The following is a 16551-nucleotide window of genomic DNA, read 5'->3' on the forward strand; positions in this document are numbered from 1 at the left end:
TATGGATAACGTATTAAACCATAGTCTTTTTACAGAGTTTGATGTTAATTTATTTAAAAGCGGAAAGCATTATAATTTATATAATAAGTTTGGCTCGCATATAATAACAAAAAATGGAGTAGAAGGCACCTACTTTTCTGTATGGGCTCCAAGTGCAAAGCAAGTTTCTGTAATAGGAGATTTTAATTTCTGGCAGGAAGGTGAACACAAATTAAATGTACGCTGGGACGAAAGTGGAATTTGGGAAGGTTTTATACCTAATATTGGAAAAGGCACTACCTATAAATATAAAATTGAAAGTCATAACCAAGGTATTAAAACCGAAAAAGCAGATCCTTATGCACGTCGCTATGAGCACAATCCTAAAACAGCATCAATTGTTTGGGAAGATAATTATAGCTGGAAAGACAAACAATGGCTATCTAACAGAAAACAAGTAAATGCTCTTAATGCGCCATTCTCTGTATACGAAGTACACTTAGGTTCATGGAAAAAACAAATTGAAGAAAATAGGTTTTTATCATACTTAGAATTAGCAGAGCAATTAGTTACTTACGTAAAAGAAATGAACTTTACACATGTAGAGTTTATGCCAATTATGGAGTTTCCGTACGATCCTAGTTGGGGATATCAAATTACAGGATATTTTGCACCAACTTCGCGTTTTGGTTATCCTGAAGAGTTTAAAGTATTAATAGATAAACTGCATCAAAATAATATAGGTGTAATTCTAGATTGGGTACCATCACACTTTCCAGAAGATGCACACGGCTTAGGTTTTTTTGATGGTACATGTTTATACGAGCATCCAGACAAGCGTAAAGGCTATCATCAAGACTGGAAAAGTTTAATATTTAATTATGGCAGAAACGAAGTAAAGTCGTTTTTAATAAGTAATGCTATTTTTTGGTTAGAGCAATTTCATGTTGATGGTTTACGTGTAGATGCAGTAGCATCAATGTTGTTTTTAGATTATTCTAGAAAAGATGGCGAATGGGAACCTAATAAATTTGGAGGTCGAGAAAACTTAGAAGCTATTGCCTTTTTACAAGAAATGAACGAAGCAGTTTATAAATCTTTTCCAGATGTACAAACTATAGCCGAAGAATCTACATCGTTTCCAGGAGTTTCAAAACCTGTTTTCTTAGGAGGATTAGGTTTTGGTATGAAATGGATGATGGGATGGATGCACGATACCTTACAATATTTTGAAAAAGAGCCTATATATAGAAAACACCATCAAAACGATTTAACGTTTTCAATGACTTATGCATTTTCTGAAAACTTTATGCTACCACTTTCACATGATGAGGTTGTATATGGAAAACGCTCAATTTTAAGGCGTCAACCTGGAGACGAGTGGCAAAGTTTTGCAAACTTAAGACTATTATATAGTTATATGTTTACACATCCAGGAACTAAATTATTGTTTCAAGGTGCAGAATTTGGTCAAAGTGAAGAATGGGATTTTCAAAATAGTTTAGATTGGCATTTAACACAATACAAACCACATAAAGGTGTACAACAGCTTATTAAAAATTTAAACACTTTTTATAAAACAGAACCAGCATTATATCAAAAACAATTTAGTAATGATGGGTTTGAGTGGATAGATTATAACGATGCAGAAAACTCGGTATTGGTATATATAAGAAAAGGAGAAGCAGAAAAAGAAAACTTAATTATTGTTTGTAACATGACGCCAATACCTCGAGAAAACTACCGTATTGGTCTACCAAAAAAAGGAAAACTAAAAGAAGTTTTTAATAGTGATAACTTAGAGTATTTTGGCTCAGGAAATTTTAAAAATAAAACACTTACTTCTCAAGCCATAACATCACATTTTAAAAAACATTCGGTAGCAATAATTATACCTCCATTAGCCATGATTGCTTTAAAATATTCTTAATATAATCTATTAATTTTGAGAATATTACAATTACATCGTTTTCGTTAATAAATCAGTGTAACAATTATATATTTTAATAAGTTTTCCGTTTTTTTGTTATACCAAAAACCTCTATTTATATGATTGTAAATACCGAACTTGAACAAAAAGGAAATCTATTTCCTTCTAAAATAATAGCATTTAATAAAGATGTAGATACCTTATATTTTTCAACCGAAAATAGTGTAGTACTTCAGCTTACTATTTTTAGAGATAGTGTACTTCGTTTTAGGTATACAACCACAGGAACTTTTGAGAACGATTTTTCTTATGCTATTACAAAATATGCCAGTAAAGGGTACAATCATTTAGAAATTACAGAAAATGACGCTTACTATATTATAAGAACATCAAAACTTATTTGTAATGTAGCTAAGGCAAATTTAAGAATTTCAATCTATGATATTATTGATGGCACTTTACTAAATGAAGATGAAATAGGTTTTCATTGGGAAGAAAGCTATGAGTATGGCGGTAATATTGTAAAAATGAGTAAAACCATTAATGAGCGTGAAAGCTATTTTGGTTTGGGTGATAAACCAGAACATTTAAATTTAAAAGGAAAACGTTTTGAAAACTGGGTGACAGACTCCTATGCGTTTGGTAAAGAAACAGATCCTATTTACAAGGCCATTCCTTTTTTTACAGGATTACACCATAATAAAGCATACGGTATCTTTTTCGATAATAGTTTTAGGTCATTTTTCGATTTTGGGCAAGAACGAAGAAACGTAACAAGTTTTTGGGCACAAGGTGGAGAAATGAATTATTACTTTATTTATGGTCCAAAAATGAAAGATGTTGTAGAGAATTATACAGACCTAACAGGAAAGCCTCACCAACTGCCACCATTATGGGCTTTGGGCTTTCACCAATGTAAATGGAGCTATTATCCAGAAGCAAATGTAAAAGAAGTCACTAAAAAATTTAGAGATTTACAAATACCATGCGATGCTATATATTTAGATATAGATTATATGGATGGTTTTAGATGTTTTACATGGAATAAAGAATACTTTCCAGACCCTAAACGTATGGTTAAAGAACTGGCAGACGATGGTTTTAAAACCGTAGTAATTATAGATCCTGGTATTAAAATAGATAAAGATTACGATGTTTTTGCAGAAGCTTTAGAGAAAGACTACTTCTGTCGTCGTGCAGATGGACCATACATGAAAGGAAAAGTTTGGCCAGGTGATTGTTATTTTCCAGACTTCACTAAACCAGAAGTTAGAGAATGGTGGGCAGGATTATTTAAAGAACTTATTGAGGAAATTGGTGTTAAAGGCGTATGGAATGATATGAACGAACCAGCGGTTATGGAAGTGCCAAATAAAACATTTCCAAACGATGTAAGGCATGATTATGATGGTAACCCATGTAGCCATAGAAAAGCTCATAATGTTTATGGAATGCAAATGGCTAGAGCCACATATCAAGGTTTAAAAAAGTTTAACTACCCTAAACGACCATTTGTAATTACAAGAGCAGCATATTCAGGAACACAACGCTACACATCAACCTGGACAGGAGATAATGTTGCAACATGGGAACACTTATGGATTGCAAACGTACAAGCGCAACGTATGGCAATGTCTGGCTTTAGTTTTGCCGGAAGTGATATTGGTGGATTTGCAGAGCAGCCACAAGGCGAGTTATTTACACGTTGGATACAATTAGGTGTATTTCATCCGTTTTGCCGTGTACATTCTTCTGGAGATCATGGTGATCAAGAACCTTGGGCTTTCGATGATGACGTAACAGATGTGGTTAGAAAGTTTATAAACCTACGTTATCAATTATTACCATATTTATATACTGCTTTTTGGAATTTAGTAGAACATGGAACACCAATTCTACAATCACTAGTACTTTTCGATCAAGAAGATAGCCAAACACATTATAGAACAGACGAGTTTATATATGGAGATAAAATATTAGTATGTCCAATTCAAGAGCCAAATGCCAAAGGAAGACGTATGTATATTCCAAGAGGAAAATGGTATAACTTATGGACAGATGAGGTAGTAGAAGGAGGCAAAGAAAAATGGGTTGATGCCGAAATAGATAGTATGCCAATTTTTATTAAAGAAGGTGCGGTAATACCAAAATACCCAATACAACAATATACAGGTGAAAAGAAAATAGAAGAGTTAACATTAGATGTGTATTATAAAGAAGGAAAAGAAAACTCTGAATTATATGATGATGCACATGATGGATACGATTATACAAAAGGGCGTTATAGTTATAGAACCTTTAATTTAACAGGTAAAACTGAAGAATTAATAATACAGCAACATAAACAAGGTAAATTTATAACAGAGTATTCAACATTTAAAATAAACATACATGGTTTACCATTTGAAATAGGAGAAATACAAATAGATAATGTAACTGTTCCAATACATCAATTAATTATAAACGGAACCAGTGCTATGAGTATAGATAAAAACTTTACAGAAATACATATTATCGGTAAATAATAGCCTTTTATAGAATAAATTTATTGTATTTCGTTTTTAAAAATTAAGTTTTTAGTTAACTTTTACTAACTTGTAACAAACAATTATAAAATTAAAATTAAAATGAAATTTAAATCAAGTATAACTTTATTATTAACTGTAGGAATTTTTTTCTCATGTGCTACTAATCCGTTTACTGGAAAGAGTACATTAGCTTTAGTTGGTAATTCTCAGTTATTTCCAACTGCTTTTGCACAATACAACCAGTTTTTAAGTGAAAATAATGTCGTTACAGGAACAAAAGAATCTGAAATGATTTCAAGAGTTGGACAACGTATAGCAGTAGCTGCAGAACGTTGGTTAAATGCCAATGGTCAACAAGGGTATTTAAACGATTATAAATGGGAGTATAATTTAGTTCAAGATAATACGGTAAATGCCTGGTGTATGCCAGGAGGAAAAATTGTATTCTATACAGGAATACTACCAGTAGCAGAAAATGAAGCTGCAATAGCTGCAATAATGGGACATGAAGTAGCTCATGCTTTAGCAAACCATGGTCAACAACGTATGAGTGCTGGAATTTTACAGCAAGTTGGAGGTGTAGCAGGTAATGTATTAATTAAAGATCAACAAACCTTAAATATATTTAATCAAGCTTATGGTATTGGTTCTCAAGTAGGAGTCATGTTACCATTTAGTAGAAGTCATGAAACAGAAGCAGATAGAATAGGTTTAATATTAACAGCATTAGCAGGTTATAATCCAGATGAAGCCGCAAATCTATGGAGAAGAATGGGAGAAGCTAGTGGCGGTCAAGCACCACCAGAATTTTTAAGTACACATCCAGCAACAACAACTAGAATAGCTAATTTAGAGGCTTTAGCACCAACAGCAAAAGAGGAAGCTAGAAAATTTGGAGTACAATCTTTTAGACCTATTACTAAGTTTTAACAATAAGTCATTTATTATTATTATTTTCGAAGCCACTTACCAAAATAAGTGGCTTTTTTTATTATGGAAACATTACAAAAAGGAAGTAAAAAACTTCTTAACGCATGGGCGTTTTACGATTGGGCAAACTCAGTATATACTCTTACAATTGCATCTTCAATTTTTCCATTGTTTTATGGAACGTTATTTACTTCAGAAAATGAAACTATTTCAGCATTTGGTTTTATTATGAAGCCAACTGTTTTAATTTCTATAATTACAGCATTTACATTTTTGGTAGTTGCATTCACATCTCCAATTTTATCTGGTATAGCAGATTATGTAGGAAACAAAAAGAATTTCATGAAGTTCTTTTGCTACATTGGTAGTTTAGGTTGTATAGGTTTATTTTGGTTTTCTAAAGAGCGAATACACTTAAGTCTTTTGTTTTATTTTATGGGACTTATTGGTTATTGGGGAAGTCTAGTATTTTATAATTCTTATTTGCCAGATATAGCATTCGATGAGCAACAAGATAGTATTAGTGCAAAAGGATTCTCTTTAGGTTATATAGGTAGTGTAATTTTACTAGTTATAAACCTAGGTATGGTAATGAGTCAAGACACTGGAGCAGAGAAAGTAGAGATGATGAGGTATGCTTTTGTAACCGTAGGTTTATGGTGGTTAATATTCAGTCAGTATACATTTTATATATTACCAAAAGGTGTTTCTAACGGTCATAAAGTAACCAAAGCAGTTATATTTAACGGTTTTAAAGAGTTAAAAATGGTTTGGGCTCAACTAAAACAAAACTTAAGATTAAAACGTTACCTGTATGCATTCTTTGTATTTAGTATGGCTGTTCAAACCATTATGCTAATGGCAGTATACTTTGGAGAAAAGGAAATCTCTTGGATAGATAACGATCAAAAAACACAAGGCTTAATTGTAAGCATATTAGTTATACAAATTGTAGCAATAATTGGTGCTATACTTACTTCGAAAGCTTCGGCTAAATTTGGAAATATAAAAACACTAATAATAGTAAATGCTATATGGATGTTACTATGTTTTTATGCTTACTTTATGGTAACACCAGTTCAATTTTATGTAGCAGCAGGATTTGTTGGTTTAGTTATGGGTGGTGTACAATCTTTAGCACGATCAACTTATTCAAAGTTTTTACCTGAAAACACAGAAGACACAACATCGTATTTTAGCTTTTTTGATGTAGCCGAAAAAATAGGCATTGTTATAGGTATGACTATTTTTGCGGTTGTAGATCAAATAAGTACAATGCGCTACGCAATATTATTTTTATTCGTATTTTTCCTTTTCGGAATAATATTATTATTTAGAGTACCCAAACAATCAACAGCAAATTAAAGTTAAATTTATTATGTTTGCTTAAATTACTTAATTATGAAAAATTTAAAAACATTTCTTTTACTATTATTAATTTCATTAGTCTTTACAGCTTGTGACAACGAACCACTTGAAGGTTTTGAAGAAAATGGAAACAATCCTTTTGGAAACAGTTTAGTTGGTACTTGGGCATTAGTTGAATTTAATACTACAGTTTCATCTTCTTCAACTGTTGGAGGTATTCCTTTTGAGTCTAGTACTGTAATAGAAGGTAATAACCCAGATTATAACTTAACATTTACATCTGATGCTTTTTTTACAAGCGGAAATTATGGTTATACCGCAACGACTACGATAAATGGAGTGTCAAATACACAAGAAATATTTTTAGAAAACGTAAATGGTGTTGGCACGTATACTGCAACAGATACTGAAATTACAATAGATGGTTCTTTCTTTTCTTTAGAATTTGACGGAATGGATTTATCTGAATTTGGAGAAGAACAAGTTATAGCTTACGTAATTTCTAACAACGGACAAACATTAACTTTCGACCAAAATACAACAGAAACAACGGCTTTTGGTGGTGAAACAGTTGTATTAACAGCAACAGGAACTTCGGTTTGGACTAAAGTAGAAACTATAGACACTTCTTGTGAAGACGCTTCAAGTTTTGTTGATGATGCAGAAAGTGCATATAATAACAATCCAGATAGTATAAACTTATGTAATTCATATAGATCTGCTTTAGAAGAACTAATAGACTCTTGTGGAGATCCTAGTGGAGAAATACAAGCTGTAATAGATAGTTTAAATAACTGTGAAGAAGACGATACACAGCCAGTACCAGAAGTAGAAATTAGCCTAACTGCAGGAACGTTACCAATAGAGTTTGACTTAGTTGAAGTTGTAACGGTTGGTAATACATTACAAATAACAGGTGAAACCTCTGCTGCTAACAATTATTCAATTTATTTTGAAGTTGAAGAAGGCGCAACAGGAGTAGACATAATTAATGAGACTTTTGTTTTAACTTTATCAACTACAGACCCAGATTATTTTCCTTCTACGCAAGGTTTTGATGATTTTACCTCGACAATCACAGAGAATGGAACAGGTACTCTTGTAGGTTCGTTTGGAGGTGTTGTAACAAACTCTAGTGGTGGTGATTTAAGCTTAAGTCAAGGCACAATAAGTATTTCATACTAAAAACAAAATACAGTAATAAAAAAAAGCCGCTTTTCTAAATTTAGAAAAGCGGCTTTTTTAGTTTTGCTAACTGCTAATTACCAATACTTCCAGAACCAGTTACTTTAGTGTCTTCTTTTCTTGGGTTACCTTTATATTCAATATCTCCAGAGCCTGTAACGCGCCCTTTTAAGTTGCCATTACAAATAATCTCTATATCTCCAGATCCTGTTACTTTTGCTTCAACATCATTAGCTTCTAAATTAAAACCATGAAAATCTCCAGATCCTGTAACGCTAGCTTTTAAATTATCTGTACTACCTATTAAAGTTAGGTCTCCAGAACCAGTAATACCAGCTTCAATGTTTTTTGCATCTACTTCTAAAATAATATCACCAGAACCCGAAACTTTACTTTCAAAATTATTAGTAATTATTTTATCCATATTTTTAACATCTCCAGATCCAGATAATGTAACTTCGTCTATATCATTAAAAGGGATAGTAATTTTAATTGTTTTATTACGACTTGGACTTAAATTAATGTTGTTTTCAGTTTTAATTTTAAGTGTATTCCCATTTACTTCTGTTATAATATAATCTAATAGGTTTTCTTCGCCTTCTATAGTAATATTACCTTCTTTCCCTTTTACTAATATAAAATCCATCCATCCGGCACATTTTATAATGTCGTAATCTGGAGTAGACCTTTTAATTGTTGTTACATTACCGTTTCCCTTGATTTTTTTACCGTTCCATTGTGCGTTTACACATGAGAAACTAAATAATGTTATCGCTAATACTGTAGCTAATTTTAATGTTTTCATAATAGTTGGTTTTGTTGATTGATTTTTTTAAAGTTCGTTTTTTAATTGATTTAAATTATAATAATGATTAATTTTTGTAAAAAGAAACACTACCGTAGTCGCTATTTATTTTTACAGTGCTTTTAGAGTTTTCTGTTTTATGATATCCAGAATAATATTTACCAGAAGATTGTTCTCTTTTTTTAATAAATTCAAACGCATCTTCATCTTTTAAAGAGGCATATTCTAAGTCAATATCAAAATTAAAAGCTAGTAGTGGATCGTAGCCAATTTTAATACCTACGTAGTCGCTATCTATATAAAGATTCTCAAAACTTTTTTGAAGCTTATCTACTCTTATAGAACCGTAGTCTGCATTTATAGAGATACTTTTATAAATATCACCTAATCTCAAAGTTAAATAATCGCCATTGCCTTTAACATTGTTTGCTTTTTCTATGGTGACTCCTCCATAATCACAATTGTAAGATATATTTTCTGCAATTTCTATTTTAGATTTTGTGTAATCTGCATTAATGTCTAGGTTTTCGGTTTTAGAAACAGTAAAACCACTATAGTCTGCATCAATTTTTCCGCTCTTTATATATTCAAAATAGCAGTTGTTAGAATAGTCAAAAGAGATTTCGTTGTTATCTGCTAATAATTCTTTCGTAGTAATTTTTCCATAGTCGCAGTCTAATATAGCTTTGCCTTCTAGTGTCGCAAGGTTAATGCTACCATAATCATTACTTAAATCTACATTTCCAGTTATTGGCATTTTTACTATATAGTTAATTTCCATGTTAACATTACTATTGTTACTAGTCCAGCTGCTCCACCAAGATTTGTTTTTTTCTTTATTAAAGCGTGTTTTTGCTGAAATATAATCGCCTTCTCCAGAAAAATCTATTGTGATTTCGTTTAATTTTTTAGCAACTTTTTCTTCGTCATTACCGCTGGTTATTATTTTAATTTCGAAAACAATTTTATTTTCATTCCAGGTTACAATATCTAAATTACCATAGCTATTATCTACTCTTAAAGTGGCATTTTTACTTACATTAAACGTTTTGTTTATTGTTTTTTCTTTTTTGTATTTTCCTTTACCATTATTGGCTACCATTACTAATGGCAGAAGCATAAAGAGTAAGAAAATTTTATAGTGTAATTGTAGTTTCATTATTAGTTTGTTTTAAGTTTTTTGTTTCTTCTATATTCTCTAAAACCGATTTTAGCAAATCAACCCTATTCATAAAGTTGTTAATCATGGCATGAATTACGCGCTTATCATTACCACTATCTGTTAAGTCAATTTTTAGTTGTTTGTATTCTTTTTCTAAAAGTTCTAATTGTATTAAGGCATCTTTTATTAATAATTCGGTTTCTGATGTGCGTTTAGTTTTTATTTTTTCTAATTCTTGATTTATAACCGATGTGAAAAAGCTTTGTGTTTGCGCCATTTCTGGAGATACACTTGCTAAATCTTTAGTTTCGGTATTAGTATTAAAATTAAATACTAGAGTTACAATTAATAGTATTGAGGCTGCAACACCTAATAAAGGTTTCCAAATACTAGTTTTACTTGTAATACTTTTTGTATTGTTTTGTGCTTCTAATTTGTTTAGAAAATTAGCCTTGTGATTAAGACTTGGTGTTTCAAAATCAAAATCGTCTTGAAGCTTTTTAAATACCTTATCTATATTATCTTTTTTCATATTTAATTTTTCCGCGAAAGCGTTATTATTTTAATGTTTTAGCTTACTACTGCAAGCATTTTATGTCTTAAACTTTCTTTTGCTCTAGAGATCATTGTGCGACAATTAGCATTAGAGATATTCATAATTTCACTTATTTCTTCATAATCATAACCTTCTATTAAATGCAATGTGAGAGATACTCTATAATTGTCTTTTAAAAGCGACATACTTTCTATTACTTGTTTTGCTTTTATGCTATTAAACTCGTGGTTTGATACTATGCCATCACAATCTTCAACTTTATATAGTACATCGTCTAATGGTACTTCATCAAACTTTGTGCTTTTATTATAGTGGTAAATACTCATATTTACTACTATACGTTTTAACCAAGAACCAAAAGTATTATGCTCTTTTAATGTGTTTAACTTTGTAAAGGCTTTTAAAAAAGCATCTTGCATAATATCTTCTGCCTCATAACGATCTTTTACAATACGAAAAGCTGTATTAAACATGGCTTTGTAATATCTATTGTAAATCTCTAATTGTGCCGCTTGGTTTTTAGATAAACAAAGTGTTATTAAAGTTTCGGTATTATGGTTGGTTAAACTCAATTTGTTATTATGGTTTGTTGTATTAAAGATAGTGGTAAAATTAATTTGTTACAGTTTTATAAAACTATTTTAAAAATTTATTAAAAATTGACTTTTAGAAGCTTTAAATAAGAAGGTGAATTATGGCATATTAATTGATTTTTATTAACATATAAAACATATTGATTGTTGATAATGTTTTGAAAATCAGTAGTTTTTGTTGAAAAAGTAGTTTAATTTTATAAATATTGCATTATGTTTTGTTTTAAACAAGCGACATAATGACACTTATATACATATGAAGAAATCAAATTTTATTAGTCTAGACAGTTTGTCATTGCAGGATTTTGATGCGAATTCTGAGTTAATTCCATTAATGACGCCAGAAGATGAAGAGAAAATAAACAATGAGTCTTTACCAGAAACCTTACCAATTCTATCGCTTAGAAATACGGTTTTATTTCCTGGTGTAGTAATACCAATTACTGCAGGTAGAGATAAATCTATAAAACTAATTAATGATGCAAATAACGGTGGAAAAGTTATAGGTGTTGTTTCGCAAAAAGACGAAGCTGTAGAAAATCCTAAAGCAGGAGATATACATGAAATTGGTACAGTTGCAAGAATACTAAAGGTATTAAAAATGCCTGATGGTAATACTACAGTTATTATACAGGGTAAAAAAAGATTTTCGGTTGCAGAAGTAATTACCGAAGAGCCTTATATTAATGCAACAGTACGCGAGGTGCCAGAAGCGAAACCAGCAAAAAAGAATAAAGAGTTTCAGGCTATAATAGATTCTATTAAAGAGTTAGCCTTACAAATTATTAAAGACTCTCCAAACATTCCAAGTGAGGCATCTTTTGCTATACAAAATATAGAAAGTGATTCGTTTTTAATAAACTTTGTATCGTCTAACATGAATTTACCTGTAAAAGACAAACAAGCTTTATTAGAAAAAAATGACCTTAAAGATCGTGCTTTAGAGACTTTAAAGTTTATGAATATTGAGCTTCAAAAATTAGAGCTTAAAAACGATATACAATCTAAGGTTCAAAGCGACATGAACCAGCAGCAACGCGAGTATTTTTTAAATCAGCAAATGAAAACCATACAAGAAGAACTTGGTGGTGGTAATGCTGAAGAGATGGAAGATATGAAAAAGCGTGCTAAAGCTAAAAAATGGGATGATAAGGTTGCTGAGCATTTTGACAAAGAACTATCTAAAATGCAACGTATGAATCCTCAAGTTGCAGAGTACTCTATACAACGTAACTATTTAGATTTATTTCTAGATTTACCATGGAATGAGTTTAGTAAAGATAAATTTGACCTTAAACGAGCTAAAAAAATATTAGATCGTGACCACTATGGTTTAGACGATGTTAAAAAACGTATTATAGAATATCTAGCCGTATTAAAGTTACGTAATGATATGAAATCTCCAATTTTATGTCTTTATGGACCTCCAGGAGTTGGTAAAACATCTTTAGGTAAATCTATTGCCGAAGCATTAGGGAGAGAATATGTGCGTATGTCTCTTGGTGGTTTAAGAGACGAAGCCGAAATTAGAGGCCACCGTAAAACTTATATTGGTGCTATGCCAGGACGTATTATTCAATCTCTAAAAAAAGCAGGAACTTCTAATCCTGTATTTGTTTTAGATGAAATAGATAAACTTTCTAATTCTCACCAAGGCGATCCATCTTCTGCTTTGTTAGAAGTGTTAGATCCAGAGCAAAATAGTGAGTTTCACGATAACTTTTTAGAAATGGGTTACGACCTATCTAAAGTTATGTTTATAGCAACATCAAATAGTTTGGCTAATCTTCAACCAGCATTACGAGATAGAATGGAGATTATTAATGTAACTGGTTATACAATAGAAGAAAAAGTAGAAATAGGTAAACGCCATTTATTACCAAAACAATTAAAAGAACACGGTTTAGAAGACAAGCACTTAAAGCTTGGAAAGCCACAACTTGAAAAAATTGTTGAAGGTTATACAAGAGAATCTGGTGTTAGAACACTAGATAAAAAAATAGCCAAAATGGTGCGTTACGCAGCAATGAATATTGCAATGGAAGAAACGTACGATGTTAAAGTAACTAACAATACAATTGTAGAAGTTTTAGGCGGACCAAAATTAGAGCGCGATAAATACGAAAATAATGATGTTGCAGGAGTTGTAACAGGTTTAGCATGGACAAGAGTTGGTGGTGATATTTTATTTATAGAGTCTATACTGTCTAAAGGAAAAGGTGCTTTATCTATTACTGGAAACATTGGAAAAGTAATGAAAGAGTCTGCAACCATCGCTATGGAATATATAAAAGCGAATGCAGATGAGTTTGGTATTAACCCAGAAGTTTTCAATAAGTATAATGTGCATATTCACGTTCCAGAAGGCGCTACACCAAAAGATGGACCAAGTGCAGGTGTAACAATGTTAACTTCTTTAGTTTCTTTATTTACTCAGAAAAAAGTAAAAAAGAGCATTGCAATGACTGGAGAAATTACACTTCGTGGTAAAGTTTTACCCGTTGGTGGAATAAAAGAAAAAATATTAGCTGCAAAACGCGCAAAAATTAAAGAAATTTTACTTTGCGAAGATAATAAAAGGGATATTGAAGAAATTAAGCCAGATTACGTTAAAGGTTTGAAATTTCATTTTGTAACAGATATGAAAGATGTTTTAAAATTAGCCCTAACAAATCAAAAAGTTAAGAACGCTAAAAAATTATAAAATGAAAACTATTGCATTAGGTTTATTGGGTTTATTGAGTTTAAGTATTTATGCTCAAGACACAACCGAAATAGCAGAAGAGTTTATACCTATAGAAGTAGAAGGTAAAGAAGCTTTTATTTCTACTAAAACTGGTGAATATACTTATAGAGCACACGCTAAAACCAATGCAGAAAATTTAAAAACCACGCCAAGCGGCGTGGTTTATACAGATATTAAATATCATGTAGTAAAAAAAGGAGAAACTTTATCATCAATTTCCAAAAAATATAATATTAGTGTTAGTGCTTTAAAACAAAGCAATAAAGTAACAGCATCTAATCTTAAATTAGGTTCTAAATTAAAAATAGAGACTAAAACAATAGTTAAATCTAGTAGTCCTGTAATAAGCACATCTGGTAAAGAACGAATCATTGCTAAACTTAGGCCAGGAGAATCTCCAGGAGCATTAGCGCCACCACCACCAATAGAAGAAATTGAAAAAAAACTAGTTAAAACAAAAGCCAGCCAAGAAAAACCAAATAAAAAGGTTTATAAAGTTACCAAAAGTGTAAAAAATCCAATCTTAGATGTCGAGGCCAATTCACAGGTAAGTAATAAAGTAGTAAATAATACTACCGAAACTAAAAAAGAGCGTTTAGCACGTTTAAAAAGTGAAATGGCTGCATTAGAAGCCGAACTTGAAGAGACAGAGAACACTAAAAATGAAACAGAAGAACCAGAAACCTTAATTAAAGAAACTATTATTGAGGAACCTAAAGCCAATATAAGAGACGATAATGGTAAAAAAGTAATGGTTTTTGAAAATAATAGTGAAACTGAAGAAAAAGTTTTAAAACCTAAAGAAACTATTGCAGAAAAAGCAACAAGAGTTATAAAAGAAGTTCGTAAAACAACAAAAGATACATTAGAAACTAAAGTTGAAGAACATGAAGTAAATGAAGGTTTAGCAAAAGAAGAAAAGAATAAAACAAATACTAACGCAGAACACGCTGCATTTTATACTGTAGAAAAAGGAAATTCGCTATGGAGTATAGCAAAACAGCATAATATGACCGTAGAAGAAGTGAAAAAGCTAAACGGTTTAAAAAACAATAATATTAGTATTGGGCAGAAACTTAAAGTTAAACCGTTACAAAAATAATTAAGTCTCTTTTTTAAAATGAATAAATTTCTTGTATTAATATTTTTTCTATTTTCTCTAGTTTCATTTGCACAAACAAACATTGTAGATGTTATTATAGATAATAAGCCAGCAAAATTAAATATAAAAACAGGCGACTATAAATTTGTAGATGGTTCTGTAGTAAATTCTTCAAATACCTTACAATCCTTAAAAGGAACTAATATTCACGTAGTAAAAAGTGGCGAAACTCTATATTCGCTTTCTAAAAAATACGAAATAAGTATTGCTCAAATTAAAAGTGTAAACAATTTAGATTCTAACACTTTATATGTTGGACAAAAATTAGCAATAGGCTATTCAACTTCAAGAATTATAGCAAATAAAGATTCTCATACAGTTTCAAAAGGTGAAACTTTGTATCGTATAGCAAAAAACAATAATTTATCTGTATTAGAATTAAAGCGTTTAAATGGGTTAAACACTAACATAATAAGCATTGGTCAAGTATTAAAACTTAATTAAATTACTTGAAATTTTATTTACTAAAAAATAAAAAATACATATATACGTTTTAAGATAGATTTAGTTACTTTGCAACTTTATGCTTAAAAATACTGTCCTAATCTGCTCTCTATTAATTAGCACCTTTTGCCTTGCGCAACTAGGAGGACAATCAACCTACCAATTTCTTAACTTAGTTAATTCACCAAGGCAAGCAGCTTTAGGTGGTAAAGTATTAACAAATGTAGATTGGGACGTAACCCAAGGTTTGTATAATCCGTCAACAATTAATGTTGAAATGGATAATCAATTAGCTTTAAATTACACCAGTTATTTAGGTGGTATAAGTTATGGTACGGCGGCGTATGCTTATACTTGGGATAGAAGAACACAAACATTACATACGGGAATGACTTATGTAAATTACGGTGATTTTGATGGTTATGATGAAAATGGAATTTCAACAGGTACTTTTACAGGATCTGAAGCTGCATTATCTGTTGGTTATGCTAAACAAATAGGATATAGTGATTTTTATGCAGGTGCAAATGTAAAACTTATTACATCTACATTAGAGCAATACAATTCTTTTGGTATTGCTGCAGATTTAGGTTTGTTGTATATAGATGAGCGTTTAGAGTTTCAAGGCACATTAGTAGTTAGAAACTTAGGTACTCAAATTACAACGTATGCCGGTACAAGAGAACGTTTACCATTAGAGATAGATTTAGGTTTGTCTCAAACTTTAGAAAATGTACCATTACGTTGGCATTTAACCTTCGAGAATTTGCAACAATGGCCAATTGGCTTAGAAAACCCAGCAAGAGCAACTACAGATTTAGAAGGTAATATAACACCAGAAAAAGTTGGATTTTTAGCTCAAGTTATTCGTCATACTATAGTAGGAGCAGAGTTGTTTCCAGATAAAGGTTTTAATATTAGATTAGGTTATAGTTTTAGGCGTGGTGAAGAACTACGTATAGAAGAACAACGTAATTTTTCTGGTATTTCGGCAGGCTTTTCAGTAAAACTAAACAAACTTCGTTTTAGTTATACACATGCAAAATATACAAGTGCAGCAAATTCAAACTTCTTTGGGCTGCAAATAGATTTGAGATAAGTTACGCTTAGCTTAATATATTGAGTTAAATTTTTTTATATTGTTGGTAGAAACCAAAATATAA

At 31.1% G+C, this 16551-nt stretch carries 13 protein-coding genes; 9 read left to right on the forward strand and 4 right to left on the reverse strand.

Annotation, left to right across the window (positions count from 1 at the left end):
- The first annotated feature begins 1 nt into the window (after position 1).
- The 5 genes from glgB (at position 2) to BM549_RS07865 (ending at position 7920) form a co-directional block, all read left to right on the forward strand.
- Positions 2–1909: a 1,4-alpha-glucan branching protein GlgB gene (gene glgB / locus BM549_RS07845; protein ID WP_290469768.1), complete on the forward strand. Its 1908-nt coding sequence runs from the start codon at positions 2–4 to the stop codon at positions 1907–1909.
- Positions 1910–2028: 119 nt separating this feature from the next.
- Positions 2029–4434, forward strand: coding sequence for a glycoside hydrolase family 31 protein (locus tag BM549_RS07850; RefSeq protein ID WP_290469769.1), 2406 nt, complete (start codon positions 2029–2031; stop codon positions 4432–4434).
- 102 nt (positions 4435–4536) lie between these two features.
- Positions 4537–5367, forward strand: coding sequence for a M48 family metallopeptidase (locus tag BM549_RS07855; RefSeq protein WP_290469770.1), 831 nt, complete (start codon positions 4537–4539; stop codon positions 5365–5367).
- Positions 5368–5430: 63 nt separating this feature from the next.
- A complete protein-coding gene (locus tag BM549_RS07860; protein WP_290469771.1) occupies positions 5431–6732 on the forward strand; it encodes an MFS transporter in 1302 nt (433 codons plus the stop codon).
- 36 nt (positions 6733–6768) lie between these two features.
- Positions 6769–7920 (forward strand): hypothetical protein, encoded by a 1152-nt coding sequence (locus BM549_RS07865; protein ID WP_290469772.1) that lies wholly within the window; start codon positions 6769–6771, stop codon positions 7918–7920.
- Between the two features lie 73 nt (positions 7921–7993).
- Here the strand turns inward: BM549_RS07865 and BM549_RS07870 are convergent, their stop codons facing one another.
- The 4 genes from BM549_RS07870 to BM549_RS07885 form a co-directional block, all read right to left on the reverse strand.
- Positions 7994–8725: a head GIN domain-containing protein gene (locus BM549_RS07870; RefSeq protein WP_290469773.1), complete on the reverse strand. Its 732-nt coding sequence runs from the start codon at positions 8723–8725 to the stop codon at positions 7994–7996.
- A 67-nt stretch (positions 8726–8792) separates the two neighbouring features.
- Positions 8793–9884, reverse strand: coding sequence for a hypothetical protein (locus BM549_RS07875; protein WP_290469774.1), 1092 nt, complete (start codon positions 9882–9884; stop codon positions 8793–8795).
- Positions 9862–10419 (reverse strand): hypothetical protein, encoded by a 558-nt coding sequence (locus BM549_RS07880; RefSeq protein ID WP_290469775.1) that lies wholly within the window; start codon positions 10417–10419, stop codon positions 9862–9864. The genes BM549_RS07875 and BM549_RS07880 overlap by 23 nt, the downstream gene beginning before the upstream one ends.
- A 38-nt stretch (positions 10420–10457) precedes the next feature.
- Positions 10458–11015 carry an RNA polymerase sigma factor gene (locus BM549_RS07885; RefSeq protein WP_290469776.1) on the reverse strand — a complete coding sequence of 186 codons (558 nt, stop codon included), beginning with the start codon at positions 11013–11015 and terminating at the stop codon, positions 10458–10460.
- Between the two features lie 277 nt (positions 11016–11292).
- On the opposite strand from BM549_RS07885, the gene lon reads away from it, so the two are divergent.
- The 4 genes from lon to porQ all read left to right on the forward strand — a co-directional run bounded on the left by lon (position 11293) and on the right by porQ (position 16487).
- Entirely contained in the window at positions 11293–13740 is a 2448-nt protein-coding gene (gene lon, locus BM549_RS07890) for an endopeptidase La (protein ID WP_290469777.1), read from the forward strand.
- 1 nt (position 13741) lies between these two features.
- The gene (locus tag BM549_RS07895; RefSeq protein ID WP_290469778.1) at positions 13742–14884 is read left to right on the forward strand and encodes a LysM peptidoglycan-binding domain-containing protein; all 1143 of its coding nucleotides are present in this window, start codon (positions 13742–13744) and stop codon (positions 14882–14884) included.
- A gap of 18 nt (positions 14885–14902) precedes the next feature.
- Complete coding sequence (locus BM549_RS07900; RefSeq protein ID WP_290469779.1) at positions 14903–15388, forward strand: LysM peptidoglycan-binding domain-containing protein; 486 nt, start codon at positions 14903–14905, stop codon at positions 15386–15388.
- Between the two features lie 79 nt (positions 15389–15467).
- Positions 15468–16487 (forward strand): type IX secretion system protein PorQ, encoded by a 1020-nt coding sequence (gene porQ, locus BM549_RS07905; RefSeq protein ID WP_290469780.1) that lies wholly within the window; start codon positions 15468–15470, stop codon positions 16485–16487.
- Positions 16488–16551 lie beyond the last annotated feature (64 nt).

The organism is Lacinutrix sp. MedPE-SW (genome assembly GCF_001874145.1).
Classification (GTDB): domain Bacteria; phylum Bacteroidota; class Bacteroidia; order Flavobacteriales; family Flavobacteriaceae; genus Lacinutrix.

Bases quoted from the DNA above. Each gene is read 5' to 3' on its own strand.
- glgB (WP_290469768.1), top strand. From the start codon at position 2: ATGGATAACGTATTAAACCATAGTCTTTTTACAGAGTTTGATGTTAAT.
- BM549_RS07880 (WP_290469775.1), bottom strand. From the start codon at position 10,419: ATGAAAAAAGATAATATAGATAAGGTATTTAAAAAGCTTCAAGACGAT.
- BM549_RS07895 (WP_290469778.1), top strand. From the start codon at position 13,742: ATGAAAACTATTGCATTAGGTTTATTGGGTTTATTGAGTTTAAGTATT.
- BM549_RS07900 (WP_290469779.1), top strand. From the start codon at position 14,903: ATGAATAAATTTCTTGTATTAATATTTTTTCTATTTTCTCTAGTTTCA.
- BM549_RS07865 (WP_290469772.1), top strand. From the start codon at position 6,769: ATGAAAAATTTAAAAACATTTCTTTTACTATTATTAATTTCATTAGTC.
- lon (WP_290469777.1), top strand. From the start codon at position 11,293: ATGAAGAAATCAAATTTTATTAGTCTAGACAGTTTGTCATTGCAGGAT.
- BM549_RS07870 (WP_290469773.1), bottom strand. From the start codon at position 8,725: ATGAAAACATTAAAATTAGCTACAGTATTAGCGATAACATTATTTAGT.
- porQ (WP_290469780.1), top strand. From the start codon at position 15,468: ATGCTTAAAAATACTGTCCTAATCTGCTCTCTATTAATTAGCACCTTT.
- BM549_RS07875 (WP_290469774.1), bottom strand. From the start codon at position 9,884: ATGAAACTACAATTACACTATAAAATTTTCTTACTCTTTATGCTTCTG.
- BM549_RS07860 (WP_290469771.1), top strand. From the start codon at position 5,431: ATGGAAACATTACAAAAAGGAAGTAAAAAACTTCTTAACGCATGGGCG.
- BM549_RS07855 (WP_290469770.1), top strand. From the start codon at position 4,537: ATGAAATTTAAATCAAGTATAACTTTATTATTAACTGTAGGAATTTTT.
- BM549_RS07850 (WP_290469769.1), top strand. From the start codon at position 2,029: ATGATTGTAAATACCGAACTTGAACAAAAAGGAAATCTATTTCCTTCT.